This window comes from Fimbriimonadaceae bacterium, from assembly GCA_019454125.1.
In the GTDB taxonomy this organism is placed as follows: domain Bacteria; phylum Armatimonadota; class Fimbriimonadia; order Fimbriimonadales; family Fimbriimonadaceae; genus JALHNM01.
The window spans coordinates 1,412,440-1,434,101 of sequence record CP075365.1; the positions used below are offsets into that span (position 1 = coordinate 1,412,440).

Sequence of the window (21,662 nt, forward strand, 5' to 3'; positions counted from 1 at the left end):
GATTACCAGGCCCGACTACGCCGCCAATGCCGGAGAACTAATCTGGCCCACGAACTCCACCTCTGCGCTGGCCGCGACCTCGTTGTACGCGACCACGGCAAGTTGGGGCAGGTGCCGCTCCATCAGCTTGCGAAGGGCCAGCCGCACCGTGGCCGAGGTAAGCAGGATGGGCGTGCTGCCGCCCATCGCCAGTCGCTCGAAGTTAGAGCGGAGGTCTTCCAAGAGCGACTGCTGCAGTCCCAAGTCGAGCGCAAGGTTGACCCCGCCCGCCGTTTGCTGCAGCGCGTCTTGAACCTGGCGCTCCAGCATCGGCTCGAGCGTGATGCAGTTCAGCCGGCCCGAGTCGTCCGAATACTGCCGCGTGATGGTGCGGGCGAGCGCGGAGCGGACGAGTTCGCCGAGCTGCTCGTTGTCCTTGACGCGGCTGCCATAGTCCGCCATCGTCTCCAGGATCGTGACGAGGTCGCGGATCGGCACCCGTTCGCGGAGCAGGTGCTGCAGCACCTTTTGGACGTCGCCCACCTGGACCACGTTCGGGATGAGCTCGCCCACCACCGTCTCGTTCTGCTGCTTGGCGTTCTCGATCAGGGTGTTCACGTCCTGGCGGCTCAACAATTCTGGGGCGTTCGTCTTGACGATCTCGCCAAGGTGGGTCGCGATCATCGCGCCCGGCTCGACCACGGTGTACCCGTTCGCCTCGGCATGGGCGCGCAGGCCAGGGTCGATCCAAACCGCGTCGAGGTTGAAGACCGGCTCCTTGGCCGGGATCCCATGAAGCGGGGAGCCGGCCGACTCACCGCCGATCGCCAGCAGCATGTCCGGCTCGGCGACCGACCGCGCGATCTCTTCCCCGCGAATCTTGATCGCGTACTCCTTTGGCGCCAGCAGGGCGTTGTCGCGGATGCGGACCGAGGGCATCACGAAGCCCAGTTCGGTGGCCATTTGACGCCGGGTCGCGGCGATCCGGTCGGGCAAGTCTCCGCCTAGCCGGCTGTCCGCCAGGCGGGTCAGGGCGTACCCCACTTCGATCTCCAGCGCTTCGACCGAGACAAGGGGCAGCACGGTTTCCGGACCGGTCGGGGCGGCCGGCTCCGCCTTCGGCGCCTGGGCCGGTTCTGGCGGCCGCGCGAGGTTCCTGCCCAGTTCGGGGTTTCGCTGGGCGAAGCGACTGGCGCCGAACGCCGCAGCGGCGACGCCCAGAAAAATCGCGCTCGGGAAGCCCGGGATGAAGGCGAACGCGGTGAGCGCCCCCGCCGTCGAGAGCAGCACCTTAGGCTGGTCGAGGAGCTGGCCCACCAGGGTGCCGCCCATGCCAGATTCCTGGCCGTTGCGGGTGACGAGCAAGCCGCTCGCGGTCGAGATGAGCAGGGCAGGGATCTGCGAGACCAGACCCTCGCCGACGCTCAGCATCGCATAGGTGCCGAGGATCGTCATGGGGTCGCCCTCGCCGCGCATGAACCCGACAACAAAGCCGCCAATGATGTTGACGATGATGATGAGGGTCGAGGCGATCGCATCGCCTTTCACAAACTTCGAGGCGCCGTCCATCGAGCCGTAGAAGTCGGCCTCTGCCTTGACCGCACGCCGACGTTCGCGCGCCTGCGCTTCGTCGATCGTGCCACTGGCGAGGTCGGCGTCGATCGCCATCTGCTTGCCCGGCATGGCGTCCAAGGTGAAGCGGGCGACGACTTCAGAAACGCGGGTCGCACCCTGCGTGATCACGATGAACTGCACGATCATCAGGATAACGAACGATACGAACCCCACGACGAAGTTGCCGCCCAGGACGAACTCGCCGAACGTTTGGATGACGTGGCCCGCATGCCCGGTACCGAGGATGAGCTTGGTCGCCGCGATGCTGAGCGCCAGGCGATAGAGCGTCGTGACGAGGAGCAGCGAAGGGAAGACGCTGAACTGGAGCGGCTCCTTGACGTTGACGGACGTGAGAAGGATGACGACCGAACTGGCGATCGCCACGACGAGGCCCAAGTCGAGCGCCCATTCCGGCAGGGGCAGGATGAGCATGGAGACGATGACCAAAAGGCCAGCGCCGACAAGCAAGTCTGTGTGCCGGAGTATCCGCGCGAGGAAGCTCATCTCAGGGGCGCAATCCTCCCCGTTGGAATTGTCGGTGCGAAATCTCCCGTCCTCAGGCGGCTCCGGGCCAACGCCCTTCCGGAGCCCCCCTCTCCTCCTGCGAAGGAGAGGGGGTTGGGGGGTGAGGTCTCCGGACGGTCGCCGGGGCGGCCGCCAAAACCTGGGAAAGGATAATGTTGATTACTTCAAGAAAACTGTGACAAATGTGTTATCATCTAAAGTGGCGCTGGGGTTACGGCTGCCTTGACCTGAACATGAAAACTATCAAATCCAAAACAATTGGCCACCAAACTAGACGGGGGGGGGTCTCTCTCTGTCGGGACTCAGTAGGGCCGCCGTACGGCTCGGGTTCCTAAGAGGGCCGATCCTTACGACGATCGTGCTGGCAAGTACCGTCGCGACTGCCATTGCACAGGAACTGCCGACACCCACCTTTGGAAGGCTCTACGAAGTCCACAAGCACGACCTGACCGGCACCTACAACACCTACCGAATGGGAACCTATGACCGCCTCGGCCTCGGCCTGGGCAGCCAGGGCGGCTACCTCACGACACAGCTCGTGAGCGGGAAAAAGCAGGTTCTTTTCGTGAACGGCTTCAACGGCCTGAGCGGGGCGACCACCGTCGCCGTCATCTACGCCGCCACCGAGTTCGCCGGGTTCTCCGACAAGGCAGGTTCGGGAATCCCGCTCCCTGTGCGGTGGACCGGCCCAGGCACCGCCAACGAGATCAACGTCAACTGGCTGGGCGGGCAGGCCCTCCGCGTCACCGACGACCTGGTCGTCGGGTACGGCGTGGACTCCTTTAGCGGCGATAGAATCTCATTCTACAACGTGGGATCGACTTGGACGAACCTAAACCGTGGGGGTTACGCCAACGGCATCGCCCAGGCGGTCTCCAACAGCAAGACGGCCATCGCGGGATCGCTCACGGACGGCTCCGGGAACGGCCTGATCGCCCTCTGGACCCGGTCGACCGTCGGCGGAAGCTTCGGCTCTCCGACGGTCGTCTCCGGGAGCCGGAAAGGCTACGTCACGAGCGTGGTGGGCGGGGAACTTGACGCCAAGGTCTACGGCTGGCTGGAAGCGTCCGGTTCGGACGGGGCCCAGCCGTTCGTCTATTCGGTCTTTAGCGAGACCCTGACCCTCCTGGGCAAGCCGAGCGACCTCGGCCCGATCGAGCAGAGCCAATCGGTCGGAACGACCGGCATCGCGGTGGGCAACCGGAGCGGCGAGCCGTTCCTCTTCTTCTGGTCGGACGAGGACGCGGGCTCGGGCATCGCCAACGACCTTGCCTCGGTCCTGCTTCCCGAGACCCCGTCCACGCTCTTGCCCCGTAACGGCACGTTCGTCAGCGGCGTCGCGTTCGGGGACGGCGCCTTCGGCGGCAAGGACATCGGCGCGAGCAGCGGCAACAACGCCTGGGTCGCGGTCACCCCGCAGACGGACGAGTACGACTTCAGCGAGCTCGACAGCAACGGCGTCGAAGGGGGACAAGTCACCGGGGGCGACTGGAACGGGAGCCGCGTGCCCGACGGGACCCGCATCCAGTTCGAAAAGTTCATCAACCCCGTTCCCAACGTCTACGTGCGGGCCCGCTGGGAGCACACGTTCGACTTCGAGCCCAAGAAGAGGGCCTGGTTCCGCCTGACCGCCCGGTGCAACACGACGGGCTTCAAGGCCTACGTGCTCCTGTACAACTACTCGACTTCTTCGTACGTCGAACTTGGCGAGCTCGCCGTCGGTCAACACATGAAGACCGTGGACGTGGAGCTGCCCGACGTCGCCGACTACGTCGGCGGGAGCGGCGTCCTGAACGGGGTCAAGGCCAAGGTCGAGCTGCGCCGCGTGACGCCGAGTTCCAACGACAACCCGGTGCTCGAGGTGGAGCAAGCCCGCTGGATCGCGGAGAAGTGAGGACATGAAACGTGCGGCGAGCCCCTTGAAGGGCCATCATCAGCTCATCGGGCGGCTCGCCGCCGCCCTTGCCCTAGCCGGGGCGCTCGCGCCGGCGGCTTCGGCTCAGAGGTACATCGTGGAACGGCTCGGCTTCCCCCCCGGACAGCGGTACGCCAGCGTCGCCCGGTTGAACAACCAGGGGGTGTGCCTTGTGCAAGGGGTTGGAGGTCGGTGCTTCTATTGGTCGGCCCTCCTCGGATTCATTCCCCTCCCCGGGCAGTCAGAGCCCCGCGAGCAGTTTCTTTCAGAGATCACCCAGGACGGGACTGCCTACTATTCGGACTTCGATACTGCCGGCACCCTTTCTGCGGCCGTATGGAGACCCGGAGGAACCGCGATCTTTCGAAAGTTTCCCGCTTTGCCGACAACGGAAGTTTACGGCGCCAACGAGCAAGGTCAGTTCGTTGGAAGAGGCACGAACTCCAACGACCGGGACTGGCCCTACCTCTTCACCCCCGGACAAGGGTTCCGGCGCATCGAGGCCCTGCCCACCTATCCTGGAGGCCACGCCCACGACATCAACGACCGGGGCGAGGTCAGCGTAGACAACCGGAGCCTGACCGACACCCAACCCGGCCTCTGGACGGCCCAGGGGGGCATGCGGGACCTCGGCCAGCCCCCAGGGACGGACCAGGCAACTGGCGTCCGCATTAACTCCCAGGGCCAAATCGGCGGGCCTGCCAAGCTCTTTCTCACCGTGTTCGGGTGGCGATGGGACCCGGTCGATGGGCACCGGGTCGTCTACTCCGAAGAGCCTAGGGGGGAGTGGAGGCCGTTAGGCTTGAACGACCAGGGGCACCTGGTAGGGCCCTATCCCATCAGTCTCGAACCGTTCGTGGTCGAGCCCTACCTTTGGCGCCCGGAATGGGAACGCGCCCGGCGCCTGAACCAAATGCTCGCACCCGGCCAAGGCCCCATCCGGGTCAACAGCATCGGCTGCATCAACGAGAAGGGCTGGATCGGCGGGAACGCCCGCTACGACGGCGGCGAGATGGAGCCCGTCATCGTGAAGCCTGAGACCTCGCCTGTTGCTGTGGACGCCTTCCAGGTCGCGACGGGCCGCCTCCTCGGGGGCGGTCTAGAGAGCCTCGCCTCGGTCGACGGCGACTCGTTGCGCGTGGCCCGCTTCATCGTGCCGAACGCCAAGGCGCCCGCCGTCTCCCTCGTGCTCGAAGGCTCCGCCCCCCGAGAGCTCCTTTACAGCTGGGTCAAGGTGCGCGCCCGGATCCTGGGCCTCCCCGACGCGTCGCTGCGCATCGAGCTCTACAATTGGACGACCGGCGGCTGGGACGCCGAGTTCGGGACGGTCACGCCGCTCGACGGCTGGACGGACGCCGAGTGCGTGGCGCGGCGGCCGAACAAGCACTTCCGCGGCCCGGACGGCACCGTCCGCGCCCGGGTCTCCGCGACCGGCCCCCTCGCCGGCCCCGCTTGGAGCCTGGAAGTGGACTACGCCGAGTGGGAAGCGACCTTTAGCGACTAGCCCAGGACGGCTCCGGAAGCCCCCTCTCCTCCTGCGAAGGAGAGGCGGTTGGGGGGTGAGGTTTCCCCGGCGTGCCGGCAGCGTTTGTCCCGGCAATCCGCCCGAGCCTCGACCGGGTAGACGGGGCGGGTGGGAGATGGGCGTGACCCCTCCAGAAACCGCCCTCCAACCGCCTTCAAACCGCCCAGAAGCGGTGTTTCTGGGCGGTTTCTGGGGAGTTTCCGGGGAGTTTCTGGGCAGATCGAAGAGAGGCAAGCGGACGCTCAATCCGAAGCCCCTCCCCTCCAGCGAAGGTGAGGGGGCCCGGCGGGGTCAAAAGCTCGGCCAAGCCACGCGACTTTGGCACGAAATACCCCCCGGGGGAGAGTCGGCCCCGGGGGAGTGCGTCGGAAAGGAGCCTGCGCCTTAGTTAGCCCAGCCCTTGATCGTATTGAACTTGGCGCTGGTGATCTTGGTGCCCCGGTTGTACTCCTCGAAGACCGGAGTGATGCCGACGAAGGACACGAAGTTCCAGCCGCTGTGCGCCGCCATCACGTACCGGTCGCTGCCGTTGATGCGGTAGACGCCGCTGCCGCTTTGGCCGCCGAAGGTGTCGATCTTGTAGTACAGGCGCTCGCCCGTGTCGTACTTCACCGTGTCGGCCATGTAGTACAGGCAGTTGCCGCCGTCGCGGTCGGTCGGGTAGCCGGCGATGTTGCCCATCACGCCCGCCACGTTGCTCCAGTAGCCGTAGCCAAGCCAGCCGGTCGTGTTGCCGATGTTGCTGGAGAGCCGGATGACGCCCATATCATGGTCGCTGCTGCCGTTGCCGGTCCAACCGGTCCAGCTGAGCAGGTTGCTCGCGTTGATGCGGCCGTAGGGCTCGCTGGCGCCGTTCTTGCCGGGAGCGACCTGGATCGTCGTGGCCCAGCCACCCTCGCCCTTGTCGTAGACGCAGTGGCCTGCGGTGATCGCGTGGTTGTTCTCGATCATGGTCGCGCTGCCGACGTACCAGTTGCCGCTCGGGAACTTGATGTAGATCTTGCACTGGGCGCGCCAGGGATAGGTCGTGGTGGCGGTGATCTTGGTGCGGCCGTCGCCCCCGAAGACCTTGTTGGTCTGCAGGAACTCCTGGTCGCCCGAGGGCTCGTGGAAGCCGGCCGTTCGGGAAATGCCGGCGCTGCCGAGCGCATACTCGCCGAAGGCGGTGCGGCGGACGTTCTTATCGCCGGCCATGACCGTCGAGTCCAAGCGCTGGGCGCTGCGGGTCACCATGTCGAAGCTGACGCCCTGGCCCTCGGACTGGGCCTGCTCGGCATTGTCCTTGACGGCCGGGCTCTTGACCGGAGGGATCGGGCCCAGCGGCGGCTGCTCGTTGTTGTTCGCGGCGCTCTGGCCGAAGGAGGTCGTGGCCAGCACGGCGGTGATGGCGAGGACGAAGAGGTTCTTGTTGTTGTTCAGCGATTTCATTGTTCTGATCCTTTGATGTCCCACCCATCCGGCGGGTACATCGGCATAGTACGGGGCGGGGTGTCACGGATCCGTTACACGGCCGGACCGGCCCTCCGTGACAAGCCGTAACGCCCCTGTCACGCTCGCGGCGCTCGTTGCGCGTACAATCGGGGCCATGCTGACGATTGAGAACCTGGACGTCTATTACGGGGCGATCCAGGCTCTGAACGGGGTGAGCCTCCACGTGGAACGCGGGGAGATCGTGGCGATCATCGGCTCCAACGGGGCGGGGAAGAGCACCCTGTTGCGCACGATCAGCGGCTTGAACCGCCCGCGGAACGGCCGCATCGTCTTCGAGGGCCAAGAGATCCAGGGCACGCCTCCGGACCAGATCGTCGTCAAAGGGATCAGCCAGTCGCCGGAAGGCCGCCGCATCTTCACGAACATGACCGTCCACGAGAACTTGCAGCTCGGCGCCTACACCCGCAAGGACGGAGAGGTCGAGGCGGACATGGAGAAGGTCATGAACAAGTTCCCTCGGGTCCGCGAACGGCTGCGCCAAAGCGCAGGCACCATGAGCGGCGGCGAACAGCAGATGCTCGCAATCTGCCGCGCCCTGATGTCCCGGCCCCACCTGCTGCTGCTGGACGAACCCAGCATGGGGCTCGCCCCCAACCTTGTCACCGAGATCTTCAACATCATCGGCGAGCTGAACCGCGACGGCACCACCATCCTGCTGGTCGAGCAGAACGCCCACCGCGCGCTGGAGATCGCCCACCGCGCCTATGTCCTGGAGACGGGGGAACTCGTCCTTGAAGGCAAGGGCAAGGAACTGCTAGAGGATCCGCGCGTGCGAGAGGCCTACTTGGGCGGATGAAGGGCCTGCGCTTCGAAGCGCTCAAGGAAAGCCACCTCAACGCCATCTTGGAGATCGAGCGGGCTTCGCAGGGGGTGCCGTGGTCCGAACAGGCCTTTCGCAACGAACTCGGCCACGATCACGGCATCTTCCTTGTCGCGATCGTCGATGGCAAGGTCGTCGGCTTCGCGGGCGCGTGGGTCTTGATCGACGAGGCCCACGTGACGACCGTCGCCATCCACCCCACGATGCGCCGCAAGGGGTTGGGGGAGAAGCTGGTCTTGGAGCTCCTTTCGCGCAGCCAAGAGAAAGGCGCCACCTGTGCCACCCTGGAAGTTCGCGCGAGCAATGAAGCCGCCATCCACCTCTACCGGAAGCTCGGCTTTGTGGACGCGGCGGTCCGTAAGAACTACTATCCCGACAACCGCGAGGACGCCCTCGTCATGTGGCGCTACGAACTGGGTGCCGCGTGACGTTCTTCCCAGGCGCCGTCCTTGGGTTGGAATCGAGCTGTGACGAGACGAGCGCGGCGCTCTTCGAAAGCGGCCGCGTCGTCACGAACGTCGTTTCCAGCCAGGCCGCCCTCCACGAAAAGTGGGGCGGGGTCGTGCCGGAAGCGGCCGCCCGCGCCCACGTCGAAGCCATCGTCCCCGTGCTCCAGGAAGCGCTCCAGGGCCGCCGGCCAGACGCGGTCGCCGTGACGAACCGGCCCGGGCTGGTGGGGGCGCTCAGCGTCGGGGTCTCGGCCGCAAAGGCCCTGGCGATGCTCTGGGAGCTGCCTTTGATCGCGGTGCACCATATAGAAGGGCACATCTTAAGCGTGCTGGCGGAGGCGCCGGACGTCGCTTTCCCCCACCTCTGCCTCGTGGTCTCGGGCGGGCACACGGAGATCGTGGAAGTCTTGGAGCCCGGGCGCTACCGGCTCTTGGGCCAGACCGTCGACGACGCCGCAGGCGAAGCCTTCGACAAAGGGGCGCGCCTGTTCGGATTGGGCTATCCCGGCGGGAAGGCGATCCAAGACGCCGCCGCCCAAGGGAACCCCGCCCGGTACCGGCTTCCCCGCGCCACGACGAGCGACCCGCTCGACCTCAGCTTCAGCGGCCTGAAGACGGCGGTGCTCAGGCTGGTGGAAAAGGAAGGCCCTGCCCTGAGCGTGCCGGACGCGGCCGCCTCGCTCCAGGCCGCGATCGTCGACGCCCTCGCCCAGCGCGTCCTTCACGCCCTCGACCGCCACCCCTACGCGGGCCTTTCGCTGGTTGGCGGGGTCGCCGCCAACCAAGCCCTCCGGACGCGCCTCGCCAAAGAGGCAGAGCGCCGGGGCCTTCCGTTCTGGGTGCCGTCACCCGGCCTCTGCACGGACAACGCCGCGATGGTTGCGGTGGCGGGGAGCGTGCGGCTGGCACGGGGGGAGAGGAGCGGTTTCGACTTCGATTGTGAGGCGGCGAGCCCCCTCCCCGGTCAGATTACGTAAACTAAGCGGGATGAGCGAGACCTCCGGAATCGAACCCACGGTAGAAAGTCCGAGCCAGGTGGAAAGGAAGAAGCACGAGCTTTCGCCCCAGATGCGCGGCCTCGCCCTGACCGGGATCGTGCTGCTCGCCCTCGGAGGCGTCTCCTGGGCGCTGGGCATCCGCGCAGATTCGATCCGGCGCGAGACGTTTGGCCGGGGGGTGGACGCGCTCGCCGCCTCGATGACCTATTCGGTCATCGAGCTTCAATCGCAGAGGTTCGAGAACCGCGGGGAACGGTTGCAGCTGATCGTGGACGAGGTCGCCCGGGCAGGCAGATATGAGAAGGTCGTCGTGGCCGACCCCCAAGGGGCGGTCCTCGCCACCACCGACTCACAGCTGCGCGGTCAAGTGCTAGAGTCCGTCAAGGATCTGAAGGCGCCCGCGAAGGTCGAGACGCGGGACGGTCGCGACAAGGCCTCGACCCCGATCCAGGCCAAGGGCGGCCAGACCCTCGGCTACCTTTTCGTGACGTCAAAACCGTAGCGAGGGACCGAAACATGGCGCGGTCCGGCCAGAATAGGGAATCGGTCGCCACAAGGCGGCGTAAGGCAAACATGGCCGAACGCGACGGGACGCTCAACGGGAAACCGAGGCTGGACGATGTGGACTTCGCCATCCTCCGGTTGCTCCAGCGCGACGGAAGGATGCCCAACGCGGACGTCGCCCGCAACGTCGGCCTCTCCCCGCCCAGCGTCCTGCAGCGCATTCGAAAGCTGGAGGCGTGCGGCTATGTGAAAGGCTACATGGCCCTCCTCGACCACGAGCGCCTGGGCTTCGGCTTGCTCGTGATTGCCATGGTGAGCCTGAGCCTGCACCAGGAGAAAGCCATCGACCGCTTCCGCTACGCCATCGTCCAGATCCCCGAAGTCGTCGAGTGTCTGCACGTGAGCGGCGAGCACGACTATCTTCTTAAGATCCTGGTCAAGGACATGGCGTCTTATGAGAAGCTCGTGCGCGAAGAGTTGAGCACCATCCCAGGAATCGGCAAGATCCACAGTAGCTTCGTCCTCGGGGTCAACAAGTCGTCTTCCCGCTTGCCCATATGAAGGTCACTTACGAGGACGTCGGGTTCGGCCAGATCGGGGACTGGCGCGAGGTCGTCAACTGGGTCTACAACCAGCACGGGCCGGTCGGCGAGCCTGACCCCTTTCGGACCGGAGAGAAGCGGTACCTGGCGCGGGTCGACGGCGAGGCGGCTGCGGCCTGCCGAATCTTTGACTACACGGTGGCGCGAAAGGACGTCGACTTCTCCTGCGGCGGGGTGGCCTCCGTCGCGACTCTGGTGCCGCACCGGGCGACGGGCGTGGCCGGCGGGCTGATGCGCGAAACCTTGCGGCGCATGCGCGAGAACGGCCAGGTGCTCGCCGCCCTTTACGCCTACAAGGAGTCTTACTATCGACGCTTCGGGTACGAGTTTTGTGGCTGGCGGTGGCAGATCAAGTGCCCCCAGCACCGCATGCCCGACCTCCGGTGCGACCTGCCCGCCCGCCGGGTCGACCCGGCCGAGGTCGCGTCGCTGGCGTCGGTCTATACGCCGTTTATCCGGGGCTTTTCCGGCTGCAACCTCCGCACCGAGGAGGATTGGCGCGACCGGATGGGGCTGCGGCCTCCTGTCATCTATGCCCTCGGCGAACCCGCCGAAGCCTACTTTTGGGCAAGCATGGAGGCTTTCTGGGGCGAGGCCTCGATCGGGGAGATCGCCTGGTCCACGGCAAGGGGCTATCGGAACGCGCTGGCCCTGATGCGGTCGCTCGCCTCGAACCAGTCCACCTTGGTGTGGAACGAACCGCCCGAGTCGCCGTTCCTGGCCACCTACTTGGACGAAGGCGTTTCCCCCACGATGAGCCGGCCCTCCATGTTCCGGGTCCTGGACGTCCCCGGGGCGCTGCGGCGCCTCCGCTCGGCCGCCGAAGGCACCTTCACCATGTTGGTCGCCGATGCCGAACTCCCTGAGAACGCGGGGCCCTGGCGGGTGAGCTTTGGCGCGAACGGGACGACCGTGGAGCCGGCCGAGGAGGCGAACCTTAGGATGCACATCGGCCCGTTCACCCAGGCCCTGATGGGCTCTCCCAGCCTGCGGGAGTGTGCCGCCCACGGGCTCGTCGAAGTCTTGAGCCTCGCCGAGCTTGAAGCGGCGTGCCACCTTCTGGGCCCCGTCCAGGTCGTCTGCATGGACTTCTTCTGAGGAATTTGGGGCCTCTGGGCCCGAGCCTTAAGGAGAACTTGGTATCATCCCGAATCCCCGTAAGGAGCGAGTTATGGCGAAAGTCTGTCAGGTCAGTGGAAAGAAGGCGAACAACGCGAAGCACATTCGCCACCGCCACTCGGGCCAGTGGAAGTTCCGCGCCCCGAAGAAGAACCGAACCCAGGACGCTAACCTCCAGTGGGTGAACATCAAGACCCCGAACGGCCGCGTCCGCATTCTGGTCGCGACTTCGGCCTTGAAGAGTCCCGAGTTTTCGGCCGTGCTCTGCGGCCTCAAGCCGGTGCCGAAGGCTTGGACTAAGAAAGTCACCTACGGCGTCTGATCGCCGGTCTCGGAACGGTCGGGACCTAGCGCTTTTTCCTTCTGGAAAGCGGCATGGCCAAGGGGGCCTAGGCCCGACCATGTATCCTCAGTGGCGAGCATGCCGAACCTGTCAGACCGCGCCGACCGCATGCCGGCATCGCCGATTCGACGCCTTGCCCCCCTTGCCGAAGCCGCCGCCGCCCGCGGGATCCGCATCTACCACCTGAACATCGGACAACCCGACGTCCAAAGCCCGTCCGCTTTCTGGAACGCGATCAAGGGTTGCACCCTCAGCGTCCTCGAGTACAGCCATGCGGCCGGCAGCGTCGCGCTCCGCACGAAGACCGCCGCCTACTATCGGTCGCTCGGCATGGGCATCGACCCGGCGGACGTGATCGTCTGCACGGCAGGCTCGGAGGCCGTCGCGTTCTCCTTTATGGTGGCCATGAACCCAGGGGACGAGGTCGTCATTCCCGAGCCGCTCTATGCGAACTACGTGGGCTTCGCGGAATACGCAGGCGTCAAGGTCGTGCCGATCACGACGACCATCGAGGACGGTTTCCGCCTCCCGGGCATCGAGGAGTTTGAAAAGCGGGTCACAGACCGCACGCGGGCCGTGCTCGTCTGCAACCCGAGCAACCCGACCGGCGCCGTCTATTCCCGCGCCCAGCTCGAGGGGCTGCGAGACCTCGCCCTGCGGCACGACCTGTTCCTGATCGGGGACGAGGTCTACCGAGACTTTAATTTCACCGGTGAGCCGGTTACGTCCATCCTCCAGATAGAAGGACTTGAACAAAACGCGGTGGTTTGCGACTCCGTTTCGAAGCGGTTCTCCCTGTGCGGGGCGCGGGTCGGGTTCTTGGTCAGCAAGAACCGCCGGTTCATGGACGCCGCCCTGCGCTTCGCGCAGGCGCGCCTTTCGCCCCCGACCCTCGAGCAGATCGGCGTCGAGGCGGCCATGGACTCGCCCCCTGAGTTTTTCGACGGCATCCGCGAGGAGTACCGTCGCCGTCGCGACCTTCTCGTCTCGCGGCTACGGGCGATCCCCGGCGTCGTGGTGCCGGAAATCCTGGGCGCGTTCTACGCCATGGTGCGCCTTCCAATCGATGATAGCGACAAGTTTTGCGCCTGGATGTTGGACACATTCCAGCACGAGGGGCGGACGGTGATGATGGCCCCCGGCACCGGGTTCTACGCCACGCCCGGGCTGGGCAAGGACGAGGTGCGCATCGCCTATGTCCTAGAGGTCGAGCGGCTGGAGGAGGCGATGGACGTGCTCGAGGCGGGCCTCGCCGCTTACCCGGGGCGGACTAACCGGCAGGTTGCGGTCGGCGGCTGACCCTCCCAACGAGGGCCCTGGGCGACCTGCGCGGCCAGCTAAAATGGCGGCATGCGCCTAGCACCGCTCTTCGTCGGCCTTGCCCTGATCATGGGTTGCGCGACCCAGCCAGAAGCGACCGCCTCGAACGACTCGGCCCCGATCGAGAAGAAACCGGTCGCGGCGAGCGACGCCTCGTGGCCGACCGAGGTCAAGGTCTATCGCAACGAAAAGGGAGAGGTTGTGTGCCCGGTGATGAACGACGTGATCGCATCTCCCGAGAAGGCTGACGGCTACCAAGACTACGAGGGCACCCGCTATTACTTCTGCTGCGGAATGTGCCCCGGCAAGTTCAAAGAGAACCCGGCGCTCTACGTCAAGAAGTGATCGCGGCCCTGCACCCTCTCCTTCTGCGAAGGAGAGGGTCGGTGAGCGAAGCGAACCGGGGTGAGGTTCCCCCGGCTGCATCTGCCAGGGTGACCGCCCGTGTGAGTTCCCTGGTTGCCGCAGGCTGTCGACCCGTGCGGTAGCAATGGGTTGATCCCTGCGGGCGGGAAGCGCGAGTCGCAGGACGCAGGGATCCTGCGCCTACGCCCCCTGCCTCAAGCCCCTGGATCCTCTCCTTCGCAGAAGGTGAGGAACTTTGGAGGGCCGTTAGGTCGTTTGTGCCAGCGGTGAGGGAGGCGCGCCGCCTTTGGGCGCGGTGCCGCGACGAGGGAATGAAGTCGAAGCTCCTTTCGATTCTGTTGCTGGTCTTGGGCGTGGGCATGGCCGTGACCGCCCCGGTGGTTCTCGTTGGCTGTGGCGAAGCGGCGGAAAGCGCGGAAGAGGACGACGACTAAGCGGTTGACCTGGGCGTCGGTTTGGGCGGCACGGACGGTCGGCCATGGCCGCAGATCGGTGAGGCCAGGGCAGACCCTGCCCCAAACGTGTTGCTGCCGAGCCCCTTCTGTCATCTCCACAAACTGCCCTCCTAATGCCCTCATCCCGCCTACAAAGCCGGTTTGTAGGCAGTTTCTGGGCAGTTGGTAGGCAGTTTCTGGGCATGTCGGCCATACCTGCCAGCCCGCTGACTCATGCTTGTGCCGAAATGGGAAAAGGTCAGACTCGCCCAGAGAACCTCACCCCCAACCGGAGAGGCTTTGTATCTGCGGAAGCGGAGCGGCTTATCGCTGCTCGCTCAAGGTCGCTTCCCACTCAGCGTAATCCAACTCTAGGCTCCAGGCCGGCCCTCCGAGCGGGCCAGTTACCAAGACCCTGGCGCGGACAGTGCCGTCGGGGCCGCGGAAGTGCTTGTTCGGCCGTCGTCCCACGCACTCGGCGTCCGTCCAGCCGTCGAGGGGCGTGGCCGTGCCGAACTCCTCGTCCCAGCGCTGCTCCGTCCAATCGTAGAGGTCGATGCGCAGCGAAGCATCGGACGAGCCTTGCGCCCGGGCACGTACTTTCAGCCAGCTGTAAAGCAGATCCCGGGGGGCGGCGCCTTCGAGCACGAGGGAGACGGCGGGCGCCTTGGCGTTCGGCACGATGAAGCGCGCGACACGGAGGGAGTCGCCATCGACCGAGGAGAGGCTCGCCGTGTCACCGCCCAGGAGGCGTCCGGTCGCGACCTGGACGGCCTTGACCGAAAGCGGAGAGGTCTCGGGCTTCACGATGACGGGCTCCATCTCGCCCCCGTCGTAGCGCGCGTTGCCGCCGATCCAGCCCTTCTCGTTGATGCAGACGATGCTGTTGACCCGGATGGGGCCCTGGCCGGGGGCGAGCATGTCGTTCAGCCGGCGGGCGCGTTCCCACTCCGGACGCCACAGGTAGGGCTCGACGACGTACGGGTCGAGGGTGATCGGGTGCAAGCCGGCGAGGTGCCCTTGGTCGTTGAACCCGAGGGGGGTCCACTCGCCCCGGGGGCCTTCGGAATAGACGACCCGCGGCCCTTCTGTGGGGTCCCAGACCCAACCGAAGACGGTGAGGAAGAGCTTAGCGGGCCCGCCGATCTGGCCAAGGGCGTTGATCCGGTACCCCGCCACCTGGTCTGTCCCGGGGGGTTGGCCGAGGTCGCGCATGCCCCCCTGCGCCGTCCAGAGCCCAGGCTGAGTGTCGACCAGGCTCCGATTGTCGACGCTGACCTCGCCCCGGTCGTTGATGTCCAGGCCCTGCCCCCCAGGGTAGCCCGGCAGGGTCTCGATCTGTCGAAAGCCTTGAGTGGGTGTGAAGATGTACGGGAGTTCCTGGTCGGATCGTACGCCTCTTCCCACAAATTGCCCCGCTTGATTAGCACCATAGACCTCGGTGTATTGAGAGCCGGGAACTCTTCTGAAGACTGCCTGTTGGCCCGGTCTCCACTCGGCGGCCGAGAACTGGGCCGCCGAGTCGCGATCCGAGTAGAAAACTGTGCCGTTTTGCGTGACTTCGGCCTCGTTTTGCCCGGGTACTTCCCGCTGGCTCGGCAAGGGCAAGAAGCCGATTTGGGCCGTCCAATAGAAACCTCGTGCTCCTACACCCTTGACAAGGCAGGCACCCGAGTTATTCAGCCGGGCGACACCGCCGTACTGTTGCCCTGGCGGGAAGCCGATCCGCTGAACAATGTACTTCTGGGCCGTGACCGCCGGGACGAGAGCCCCGGCTAGGGCAAGGGCGGCGGCGAGCCGCCCGATGAGCTGGTGATGGCCCTTCAAGGGGCTCGCCGCACGTTTCATGTCCTTACTTCTCCGCGATCCAGCGGGCCTGCTCCACCTCGAACACGGGGTTGTCGTTCGAGCTCGGGGTCACACGGCGTAGCTCGACCTTGGCCTTGACCCCGTACGGGACGCCGCTTCCGCCGACGTAGTCGGCGACGTTCGGCAGCTCCACGTCCACGGTCTTCATATGTTGACCGACCGCGAGCTCCCCAAGTTCGACGTAGGAGGAAGTCGAGTAATTGTACAGCTGGACGTAGGCCTTGAACCCCGTCGTGTTGCATCTGGCAGTCAACCGGAACCAGGCCCTCTCCGTGGGCTCGAAGTCGAACGTGTGCTCCCAACGGGCCCGCACATAGACGCTGGGCACGGGATTGATGAACTTTTCGAACTGGATGCGGGTGCCGTCCGGCAAGACGCTCCCGGGCCAGTCGCCGCCAGTGATTTGGCCGCCCTCGACGCCGTAGCTGTCCAGCGTGCTGAAATCGTACTTGTCCGTCTGGGGCGTCACCGCGATCCAGGCGTTATTGCCGCTGGTCGCGCCGATGCTCTTGCCTCCGAATGCACCGTTGGCGAATCCGACCCCGCTCGCGAACGTGCCGTTGCGGGGCAAGAGCGTGGACGGGGTCTCCGGGAGCAGCACCGAGGCCAGGTCGTTGGCGATGCCCGAGCCTGCGCCCTCGTCCGACCAGAAGAAGAGGAACGGCTCTCCGCTCCGGTTGCCCACCGCGATGCCGGTCGTTCCGACCGATTGGCTCTGCTCGATCGGGCCGAGGTCGCTCGGCTTGCCCAGGAGGGTCAGGGTCTCGCTAAAGACCGAATAGACGAACGGCTGGGCCCCGTCCGAGACGGACGCCTCCAGCCAGCCGTAGACCTTGGCGTCAAGTTCCCCGCCCACCACGCTCGTGACGTAGCCTTTCCGGCTCCCGGAGACGACGGTCGGGGACCCAAAGCTGCCGCTGACGTTCGGGCGCGTCCAGAGGGCGATGTGCCCGTTCCCAGAGCCGTCCGTGAGAGCACCGGCGATGGCCGTCTTCGTGCTGGAGACGGCCTGGGCGATGCCGTTGGCATACGCTCCTCGGTCTAACTCCGTAGAGCCTGTTCCGATGTTGAAGAACGGGATCTTGCTGCCGCTAAGTGCGTCCACGCCATACCCCACGATCAGGTTGTCAGTGACACGGAGCGACAGTCCGCCCACCCAGGCCGTGTTGATTTTATTTGCCGAGCCCGTCCCCGTCCACCTCACGGGCAATGGGATCCCGGAGCCGCTTTCGTCGGAGAACCCGGCGAACTCGGTGTCAGCGTCGATGACGGCGACGGTCGTGGCCCCGCTCAGGCCGTTGAAGCCGTTCACGAACAGGGCCTGCTTGTTACCGCCCACGACTTGGGTGGTGAGATAGCCGCCCTGGCTGCCCAGGCCGAGGCCGAGGCGGTCGGAGGTGCCCATCCGGTAAGCGTTGTAGGTGCCGGTGAGGTCGTACTTGAGGACCTCGTAGAGCTTGCCGAATGTGGGGGTCGGCAGTTCCTGGGCGTTGACGAAGGAGATTGAGCTTGCGAGTGTCAGCGCGACAATGATGGTTCTTCGGGTCAGGTGCACAATACTAAGAACGTGCGCTTTTCGATAGAAATCCTGCTGCAAGTGCAAGTTTGTCGTAAAAAATCTCGTCACGGTTCGATGCGGAGACTCCCGTCGCGCTCTGACCGCTGCATTGTACCGGGCCCGTCAGCTCTGCTCCCTGCCCGCTAAACTGCGCCCCGTGAGCAAGGGTTTCTCTACTCGCGCCGTACACCAGGCCGGGCATCGCGACGAGGCGAGCCGGGCTGTGACTTTCCCCATCTTCCAGACAGCGACGTTTGGCCAAACCACCCCAGGCCAGCCGATGGAATACATGGGCCGGAAGCTGAGCTACGCGCGGAGCGAGAACCCCACCCGCACCGCGCTGGAAGACGCCCTCGCCTCGGTCGAGGAGGCGCAGTTCGGGCTCAGCTTTGCCAGCGGGCTCGCCGCCGTCTGCTGCGTGATGAACTCGCTGAAGGCCGGCGACCGGGTGGTCGCTTGCAGCGACCTTTACGGCGGCAGCTACCGCCAGTTCACCCAGGTCTACGCCAAGCTCGGCATCGAGTTCGACTTCGTCGAGACCACGAACCTCGAATGCCTGAAGGCCGCGCTCGAGAAGCCGACCGCTGTCGCCTGGCTGGAGACGCCGAGCAACCCGCTGCTGAACGTCACCGACCTGGAAGCAGCCACGAAGATCGCCCACGAGGCGGGGGCGCTCGCCCTGGTCGACAACACCTTCGCCACTCCCTACCTTCAGCAGCCGCTGAAGCTGGGCGCGGACATCGTGCTCCACTCGACCACCAAGTACCTGAACGGCCACAGCGATGTGATCAACGGCGCGCTGCTCACCGATTCGAAGGAGCTCTGGGACAGGCTGAAGTTCGTGCAGAACGCCTGCGGCCTGATCCCCGGGCCTCAGGACTGCTACCTGGTGATGCGCGGCCTCAAGACGTTGGGCCTGCGCATGGAGCGCCACTGCGCGAACGCCCGTGCCGTCGCGGACTGGCTGAGCGACCACCCGAAGGTCAGCCGGGTCTACTACCCCGGCCTAGCCACCCACCCCGGGCACCAGGTCGCGAAGAAGCAGATGCGCGACTTCGGCGCGATGCTCTCGTTCGAGGTGACGAGCGGCTGGGACGGGGCGCGGCGGTTCATGGAGGAGGTTAAGCTCTTCACGCTCGCCGAGTCGCTCGGTTGTGTCCAGAGCCTGGTCAACCACCCCGCCTCGATGACCCACGCGAGCGTGCCGGCGGACGTGCGGAACGCGGTCGGCATCACGGACGGCTTGATCCGCCTCTCGATCGGCATCGAGGACGCGCCGGACATCATCGCCGACCTCGAGCAGGCGCTGGAGAAGGCGTAAGGCCTTGGCAAAGGTCGTTCGGCTCGGCCTGATCGGGCTCGGCACGGTTGGGGGCGGGTTGGTCGAGTTGATCAGTCGCAGTGCCGACACCATCGAGGCCAAGTCCGGCGTGCGGCTGGAGGTGGCCAGAGCACTGGTAAGGCGTCGGGGAGTCGAGCGGCCGGTCGGGGACGAGAAGCTCTGCTATGAGATCACGGAGCTTCTCGACGACCCGACCATCGACATCGTGGTCGAGGTGATGGGCGGCATCGAGCCCGCGAAGGACTACATCCTATGCGCGCTGAAGTCGGGCAAGGACGTAGTCACGGCGAACAAGGCCGTGCTCGCCACCCACGGGGCGGAGATCTTCGACCAGGCGACCCGGGCCGGGCGGCAGCTGGGCTTCGAGGCCAGCGTGTGCGGCGGCATCCCGATCATCCGGGCGCTGAGCAGCGGCCTCATCGCGAACGACATCGACGAGCTGGTCGGCATCCTGAACGGCACCTCGAACTTCGTGCTCTCGCGCATGAAGCAGGATCGGTTGCCTTATGACGAGGCCGTCAGGCTTGCCCAAGAGCGGGGCCTCGCCGAAGCCGACCCGACCTACGACGTGGCCGGGCTCGACGCGGCCCATAAGTTGATCGTGCTGGCCGAGCTGACCTTCCAGACCAAGGCGCGGGTGGAGGAGATCGAGAGGGAAGGGATCGAGCAGATCACTCCCCTGGACATCGAGGTCGCCGACCGGTTCGGCTTCGTGATCAAGCCGGTGGCGGTGGCGCGGCGGCACGGCGAGCTGCTGGACCTGCGCGTCCACCCGGCACTCGTGCCGTTCCTGCACCCGCTCGGCCCGGTGAGCGACGAGTACAACGCGGTGCTCGTGAAGGGCGACGCGGTGGGAGAGATGGTGTTTTTGGGCAAGGGGGCGGGCTCGCTGCCGACCGCGAGCGCTGTGCTCAGCGACATCGTCGAGATCGCGCGCAACCCGGGCGCGGGCGTCATGTGGAACCCCCTCGCCAGCCGACGCCTGGCGCACATCGAAGGCCGCTCGCGCTACTACCTGCGGCTACCGATCCACGACCGGCCTGGCCTCATCGGGGTCATCGGCACGGTGCTCGGGAACCATGGAATCTCGATCACCCACGCCCAGGCCGTGCTCTCCGGCGGGGACGCCGAGGGGAACGTGATGGTGATCACCCACGAGACCTCGGAGACCGAGGTTTGCCAGGCACTTGATGAAATTCGCGGGGCTGGTGTGCTGCGCGGCGAGCCGGTCTCGCTAAGAATCCTTGAGTGATCGGTAGGCACTTCCGCACGTCGCCACGAATGCCGACGTCAGAAACGCCCTTTCGTTATCTTTCGAGACAGAAGCTGGCCCAACGCGTGCACGGCACCTTGCCAATGGGGGTCTTTATGCCCATTTGGGGGGGGGGAGATTGACGGTAAAAATTTGGACGTGAAGAAGATACTTTTCGCTTTGAACCTTGGTTGCCTTGTATGCCTCGGCGTTGCGCAGCAACTCCTCATGGCTTCCAACTCTGCCGACACTCCACCGGTACCGATCTGCGGAGCACTTTGTCGGCGTAACGCGGGCGACGGGGACGGCTTCGTATACGAAACGAACAACAATTGTCCGTCGGGCTGCAACCAGAACAAGTATCACGCGGGAAGCTCGTGCTATGCATCTGGCTGGGGCCAGCCCAATTCGCAAAAGTGGTGCCAGGACGCCGTCGTTCTCATGCCCTATTGGTATAGAACGGCAGATTGCAAACAGAACCAGTGTGACTGGGCGAATAGCTCCTGGAGCGAGGGGCCCGCTATCGTAGAAACGCCTACTTGCGGCACTTACGGCTACTGTGATCCAGGGATAGCGGGGCCGGGGCAAGGGGGAGGGGCATGCGATCAATGCCGACTAAATTGAAGCTCCACGGCTTCCTCGTGCTGTGCCTATTAATTGTTGGGGGACGGGCAACGGCTGAGACTGCCTATGACCGTGCAAGCCGTGCATTTAAGGAGAGGCCCTTAAAGGTCGTCTACGCCCACACAGTCAAGAACCGCGGCTTCAAGTTGCCCTCTTGGCGTGACATTCCGACTCTATCCGAAGAACAGAACGAACGGAACCGTGAAGCTATCGCCAAGGAGAGTGCCCGGGTGGAGAAGGGCTTCGTCGAAGAGGCGGTGGTCACTGCCTTTAGTAACGGATCGACGACCCGTTTTCGACGAGTGATGACGAGGAAGAAATACGGTCAGGAAGACTGGATCGAGATGAAGTCTGCCCGAGACGACTTCGGGCGCACGGGCGAAGAAGCAAACTACGGCTCTTATGTTGACGGAGAAGTGGAGGGAGCTAAAGTGAAGCAAGTCCCGACATTCTCGCACACGGTGGGAACTCCTTACGCACCCTATGCGCTTGCTGGCGTCCATTGGAAAAGCTTGTTCGAGCCGGGACATGTCAAGGGGGAGAAGGACGGTAAGTTACTTCTCGAAAGGAAGTCGTTTACGGGCTCTGACGCTGTTGTGAAGGCCGAGGTCGAAATCAAGACGGGACGCTTGCTTTCCATCACGCAGCAAGCCGGGGAAAGACCGCAGTTTCGCGTAGCCTGTGAGTGGGACAACAACCGGAGCGTGCCGGCCAAGGTGGTCATGGAGATGCTTGACGGGCTTGGCAATGAGAAGGAACGCCGTACCTTCGAGCGGGCTTCGGTCGGGACGCTGAGCGAGACGGAACGGAAAGAGCTGGAAAGCTTCGCCCCGACGGGGGCCACGGTGGTGCAGTTCGGAGGGCCACCGGACGCCTCCGCGAAGCCGCAAGCCGCCGACCGCCTAGTTTGGCCCGCAATTGGTGGCGCGGTGTTAATGGCGTGTGGCGCCGCGGCGTGGCTCGTCCTTCGCAAGAGACGCTCCTTCGTCCATTATGTGCGCGGCAAAGTATAG

General features: G+C 65.2%; 19 protein-coding genes. 15 read left to right on the plus strand and 4 right to left on the minus strand.

Going from position 1 to position 21,662, the window contains the following annotated elements:
• Nucleotides 1-15: 15 nt before the first annotated feature.
• Nucleotides 16-2,097 carry a flagellar biosynthesis protein FlhA gene (flhA, locus tag KF733_07000; protein ID QYK54756.1) on the minus strand — a complete coding sequence of 694 codons (2,082 nt, stop codon included), beginning with the start codon at nucleotides 2,095-2,097 and terminating at the stop codon, nucleotides 16-18.
• Nucleotides 2,098-2,476: 379 nt separating this feature from the next.
• On the opposite strand from flhA, the gene KF733_07005 reads away from it, so the two are divergent.
• Complete coding sequence (locus tag KF733_07005; protein QYK54757.1) at nucleotides 2,477-4,012, plus strand: hypothetical protein; 1,536 nt, start codon at nucleotides 2,477-2,479, stop codon at nucleotides 4,010-4,012.
• A 4-nt stretch (nucleotides 4,013-4,016) separates the two neighbouring features.
• A complete protein-coding gene (locus tag KF733_07010; protein ID QYK54758.1) occupies nucleotides 4,017-5,537 on the plus strand; it encodes a hypothetical protein in 1,521 nt (506 codons plus the stop codon).
• 405 nt (nucleotides 5,538-5,942) lie between these two features.
• Here KF733_07010 and KF733_07015 read toward each other — a convergent pair whose 3' ends face one another.
• Entirely contained in the window at nucleotides 5,943-6,986 is a 1,044-nt protein-coding gene (locus KF733_07015) for a trypsin-like serine protease (protein ID QYK54759.1), read from the minus strand.
• Between the two features lie 148 nt (nucleotides 6,987-7,134).
• Here KF733_07015 and KF733_07020 point away from each other — a divergent pair, with 148 nt between their 5' ends.
• The 10 genes from KF733_07020 to KF733_07065 all read left to right on the plus strand — a co-directional run bounded on the left by KF733_07020 (nucleotide 7,135) and on the right by KF733_07065 (nucleotide 14,004).
• Complete coding sequence (locus tag KF733_07020; protein QYK57158.1) at nucleotides 7,135-7,845, plus strand: ABC transporter ATP-binding protein; 711 nt, start codon at nucleotides 7,135-7,137, stop codon at nucleotides 7,843-7,845.
• Nucleotides 7,842-8,297: a ribosomal protein S18-alanine N-acetyltransferase gene (rimI, locus tag KF733_07025; protein ID QYK54760.1), complete on the plus strand. Its 456-nt coding sequence runs from the start codon at nucleotides 7,842-7,844 to the stop codon at nucleotides 8,295-8,297. Before KF733_07020 ends, rimI begins: the two co-directional genes overlap by 4 nt.
• Complete coding sequence (gene tsaD / locus KF733_07030) at nucleotides 8,294-9,295, plus strand: tRNA (adenosine(37)-N6)-threonylcarbamoyltransferase complex transferase subunit TsaD (GenBank protein ID QYK54761.1); 1,002 nt, start codon at nucleotides 8,294-8,296, stop codon at nucleotides 9,293-9,295. Before rimI ends, tsaD begins: the two co-directional genes overlap by 4 nt.
• A 10-nt stretch (nucleotides 9,296-9,305) precedes the next feature.
• The gene (locus KF733_07035; GenBank protein ID QYK54762.1) at nucleotides 9,306-9,818 is read left to right on the plus strand and encodes a hypothetical protein; all 513 of its coding nucleotides are present in this window, start codon (nucleotides 9,306-9,308) and stop codon (nucleotides 9,816-9,818) included.
• Between the two features lie 71 nt (nucleotides 9,819-9,889).
• Entirely contained in the window at nucleotides 9,890-10,381 is a 492-nt protein-coding gene (locus KF733_07040; protein ID QYK54763.1) for an Lrp/AsnC family transcriptional regulator, read from the plus strand.
• On the plus strand, nucleotides 10,378-11,520 hold the full coding sequence (locus KF733_07045) for a GNAT family N-acetyltransferase (protein QYK54764.1): 1,143 nt from the start codon (nucleotides 10,378-10,380) through the stop codon (nucleotides 11,518-11,520). Before KF733_07040 ends, KF733_07045 begins: the two co-directional genes overlap by 4 nt.
• 73 nt (nucleotides 11,521-11,593) lie before the next feature.
• Complete coding sequence (locus tag KF733_07050) at nucleotides 11,594-11,863, plus strand: hypothetical protein (protein QYK54765.1); 270 nt, start codon at nucleotides 11,594-11,596, stop codon at nucleotides 11,861-11,863.
• A 99-nt stretch (nucleotides 11,864-11,962) separates the two neighbouring features.
• Nucleotides 11,963-13,183, plus strand: coding sequence for a pyridoxal phosphate-dependent aminotransferase (locus KF733_07055; protein ID QYK54766.1), 1,221 nt, complete (start codon nucleotides 11,963-11,965; stop codon nucleotides 13,181-13,183).
• Nucleotides 13,184-13,234: 51 nt separating this feature from the next.
• On the plus strand, nucleotides 13,235-13,549 hold the full coding sequence (locus KF733_07060; protein ID QYK54767.1) for a YHS domain-containing protein: 315 nt from the start codon (nucleotides 13,235-13,237) through the stop codon (nucleotides 13,547-13,549).
• 278 nt (nucleotides 13,550-13,827) lie between these two features.
• Nucleotides 13,828-14,004: a hypothetical protein gene (locus tag KF733_07065; protein QYK54768.1), complete on the plus strand. Its 177-nt coding sequence runs from the start codon at nucleotides 13,828-13,830 to the stop codon at nucleotides 14,002-14,004.
• Between the two features lie 324 nt (nucleotides 14,005-14,328).
• Here KF733_07065 and KF733_07070 read toward each other — a convergent pair whose 3' ends face one another.
• Together KF733_07070 and KF733_07075 are read right to left on the minus strand one after the other, a co-directional pair.
• Nucleotides 14,329-15,852: a hypothetical protein gene (locus KF733_07070; GenBank protein ID QYK54769.1), complete on the minus strand. Its 1,524-nt coding sequence runs from the start codon at nucleotides 15,850-15,852 to the stop codon at nucleotides 14,329-14,331.
• A 4-nt stretch (nucleotides 15,853-15,856) separates the two neighbouring features.
• Nucleotides 15,857-17,500 carry a hypothetical protein gene (locus tag KF733_07075; protein ID QYK54770.1) on the minus strand — a complete coding sequence of 548 codons (1,644 nt, stop codon included), beginning with the start codon at nucleotides 17,498-17,500 and terminating at the stop codon, nucleotides 15,857-15,859.
• 88 nt (nucleotides 17,501-17,588) lie between these two features.
• Here KF733_07075 and KF733_07080 point away from each other — a divergent pair, with 88 nt between their 5' ends.
• From KF733_07080 to KF733_07090, 3 genes are all read left to right on the plus strand, one after another.
• Nucleotides 17,589-18,752 carry a PLP-dependent transferase gene (locus KF733_07080; GenBank protein ID QYK54771.1) on the plus strand — a complete coding sequence of 388 codons (1,164 nt, stop codon included), beginning with the start codon at nucleotides 17,589-17,591 and terminating at the stop codon, nucleotides 18,750-18,752.
• A 4-nt stretch (nucleotides 18,753-18,756) separates the two neighbouring features.
• The gene (locus tag KF733_07085; GenBank protein ID QYK54772.1) at nucleotides 18,757-20,025 is read left to right on the plus strand and encodes a homoserine dehydrogenase; all 1,269 of its coding nucleotides are present in this window, start codon (nucleotides 18,757-18,759) and stop codon (nucleotides 20,023-20,025) included.
• 608 nt (nucleotides 20,026-20,633) lie between these two features.
• Nucleotides 20,634-21,662, plus strand: a complete 1,029-nt coding sequence (locus tag KF733_07090) for a hypothetical protein (protein QYK54773.1) — start codon at nucleotides 20,634-20,636, stop codon at nucleotides 21,660-21,662.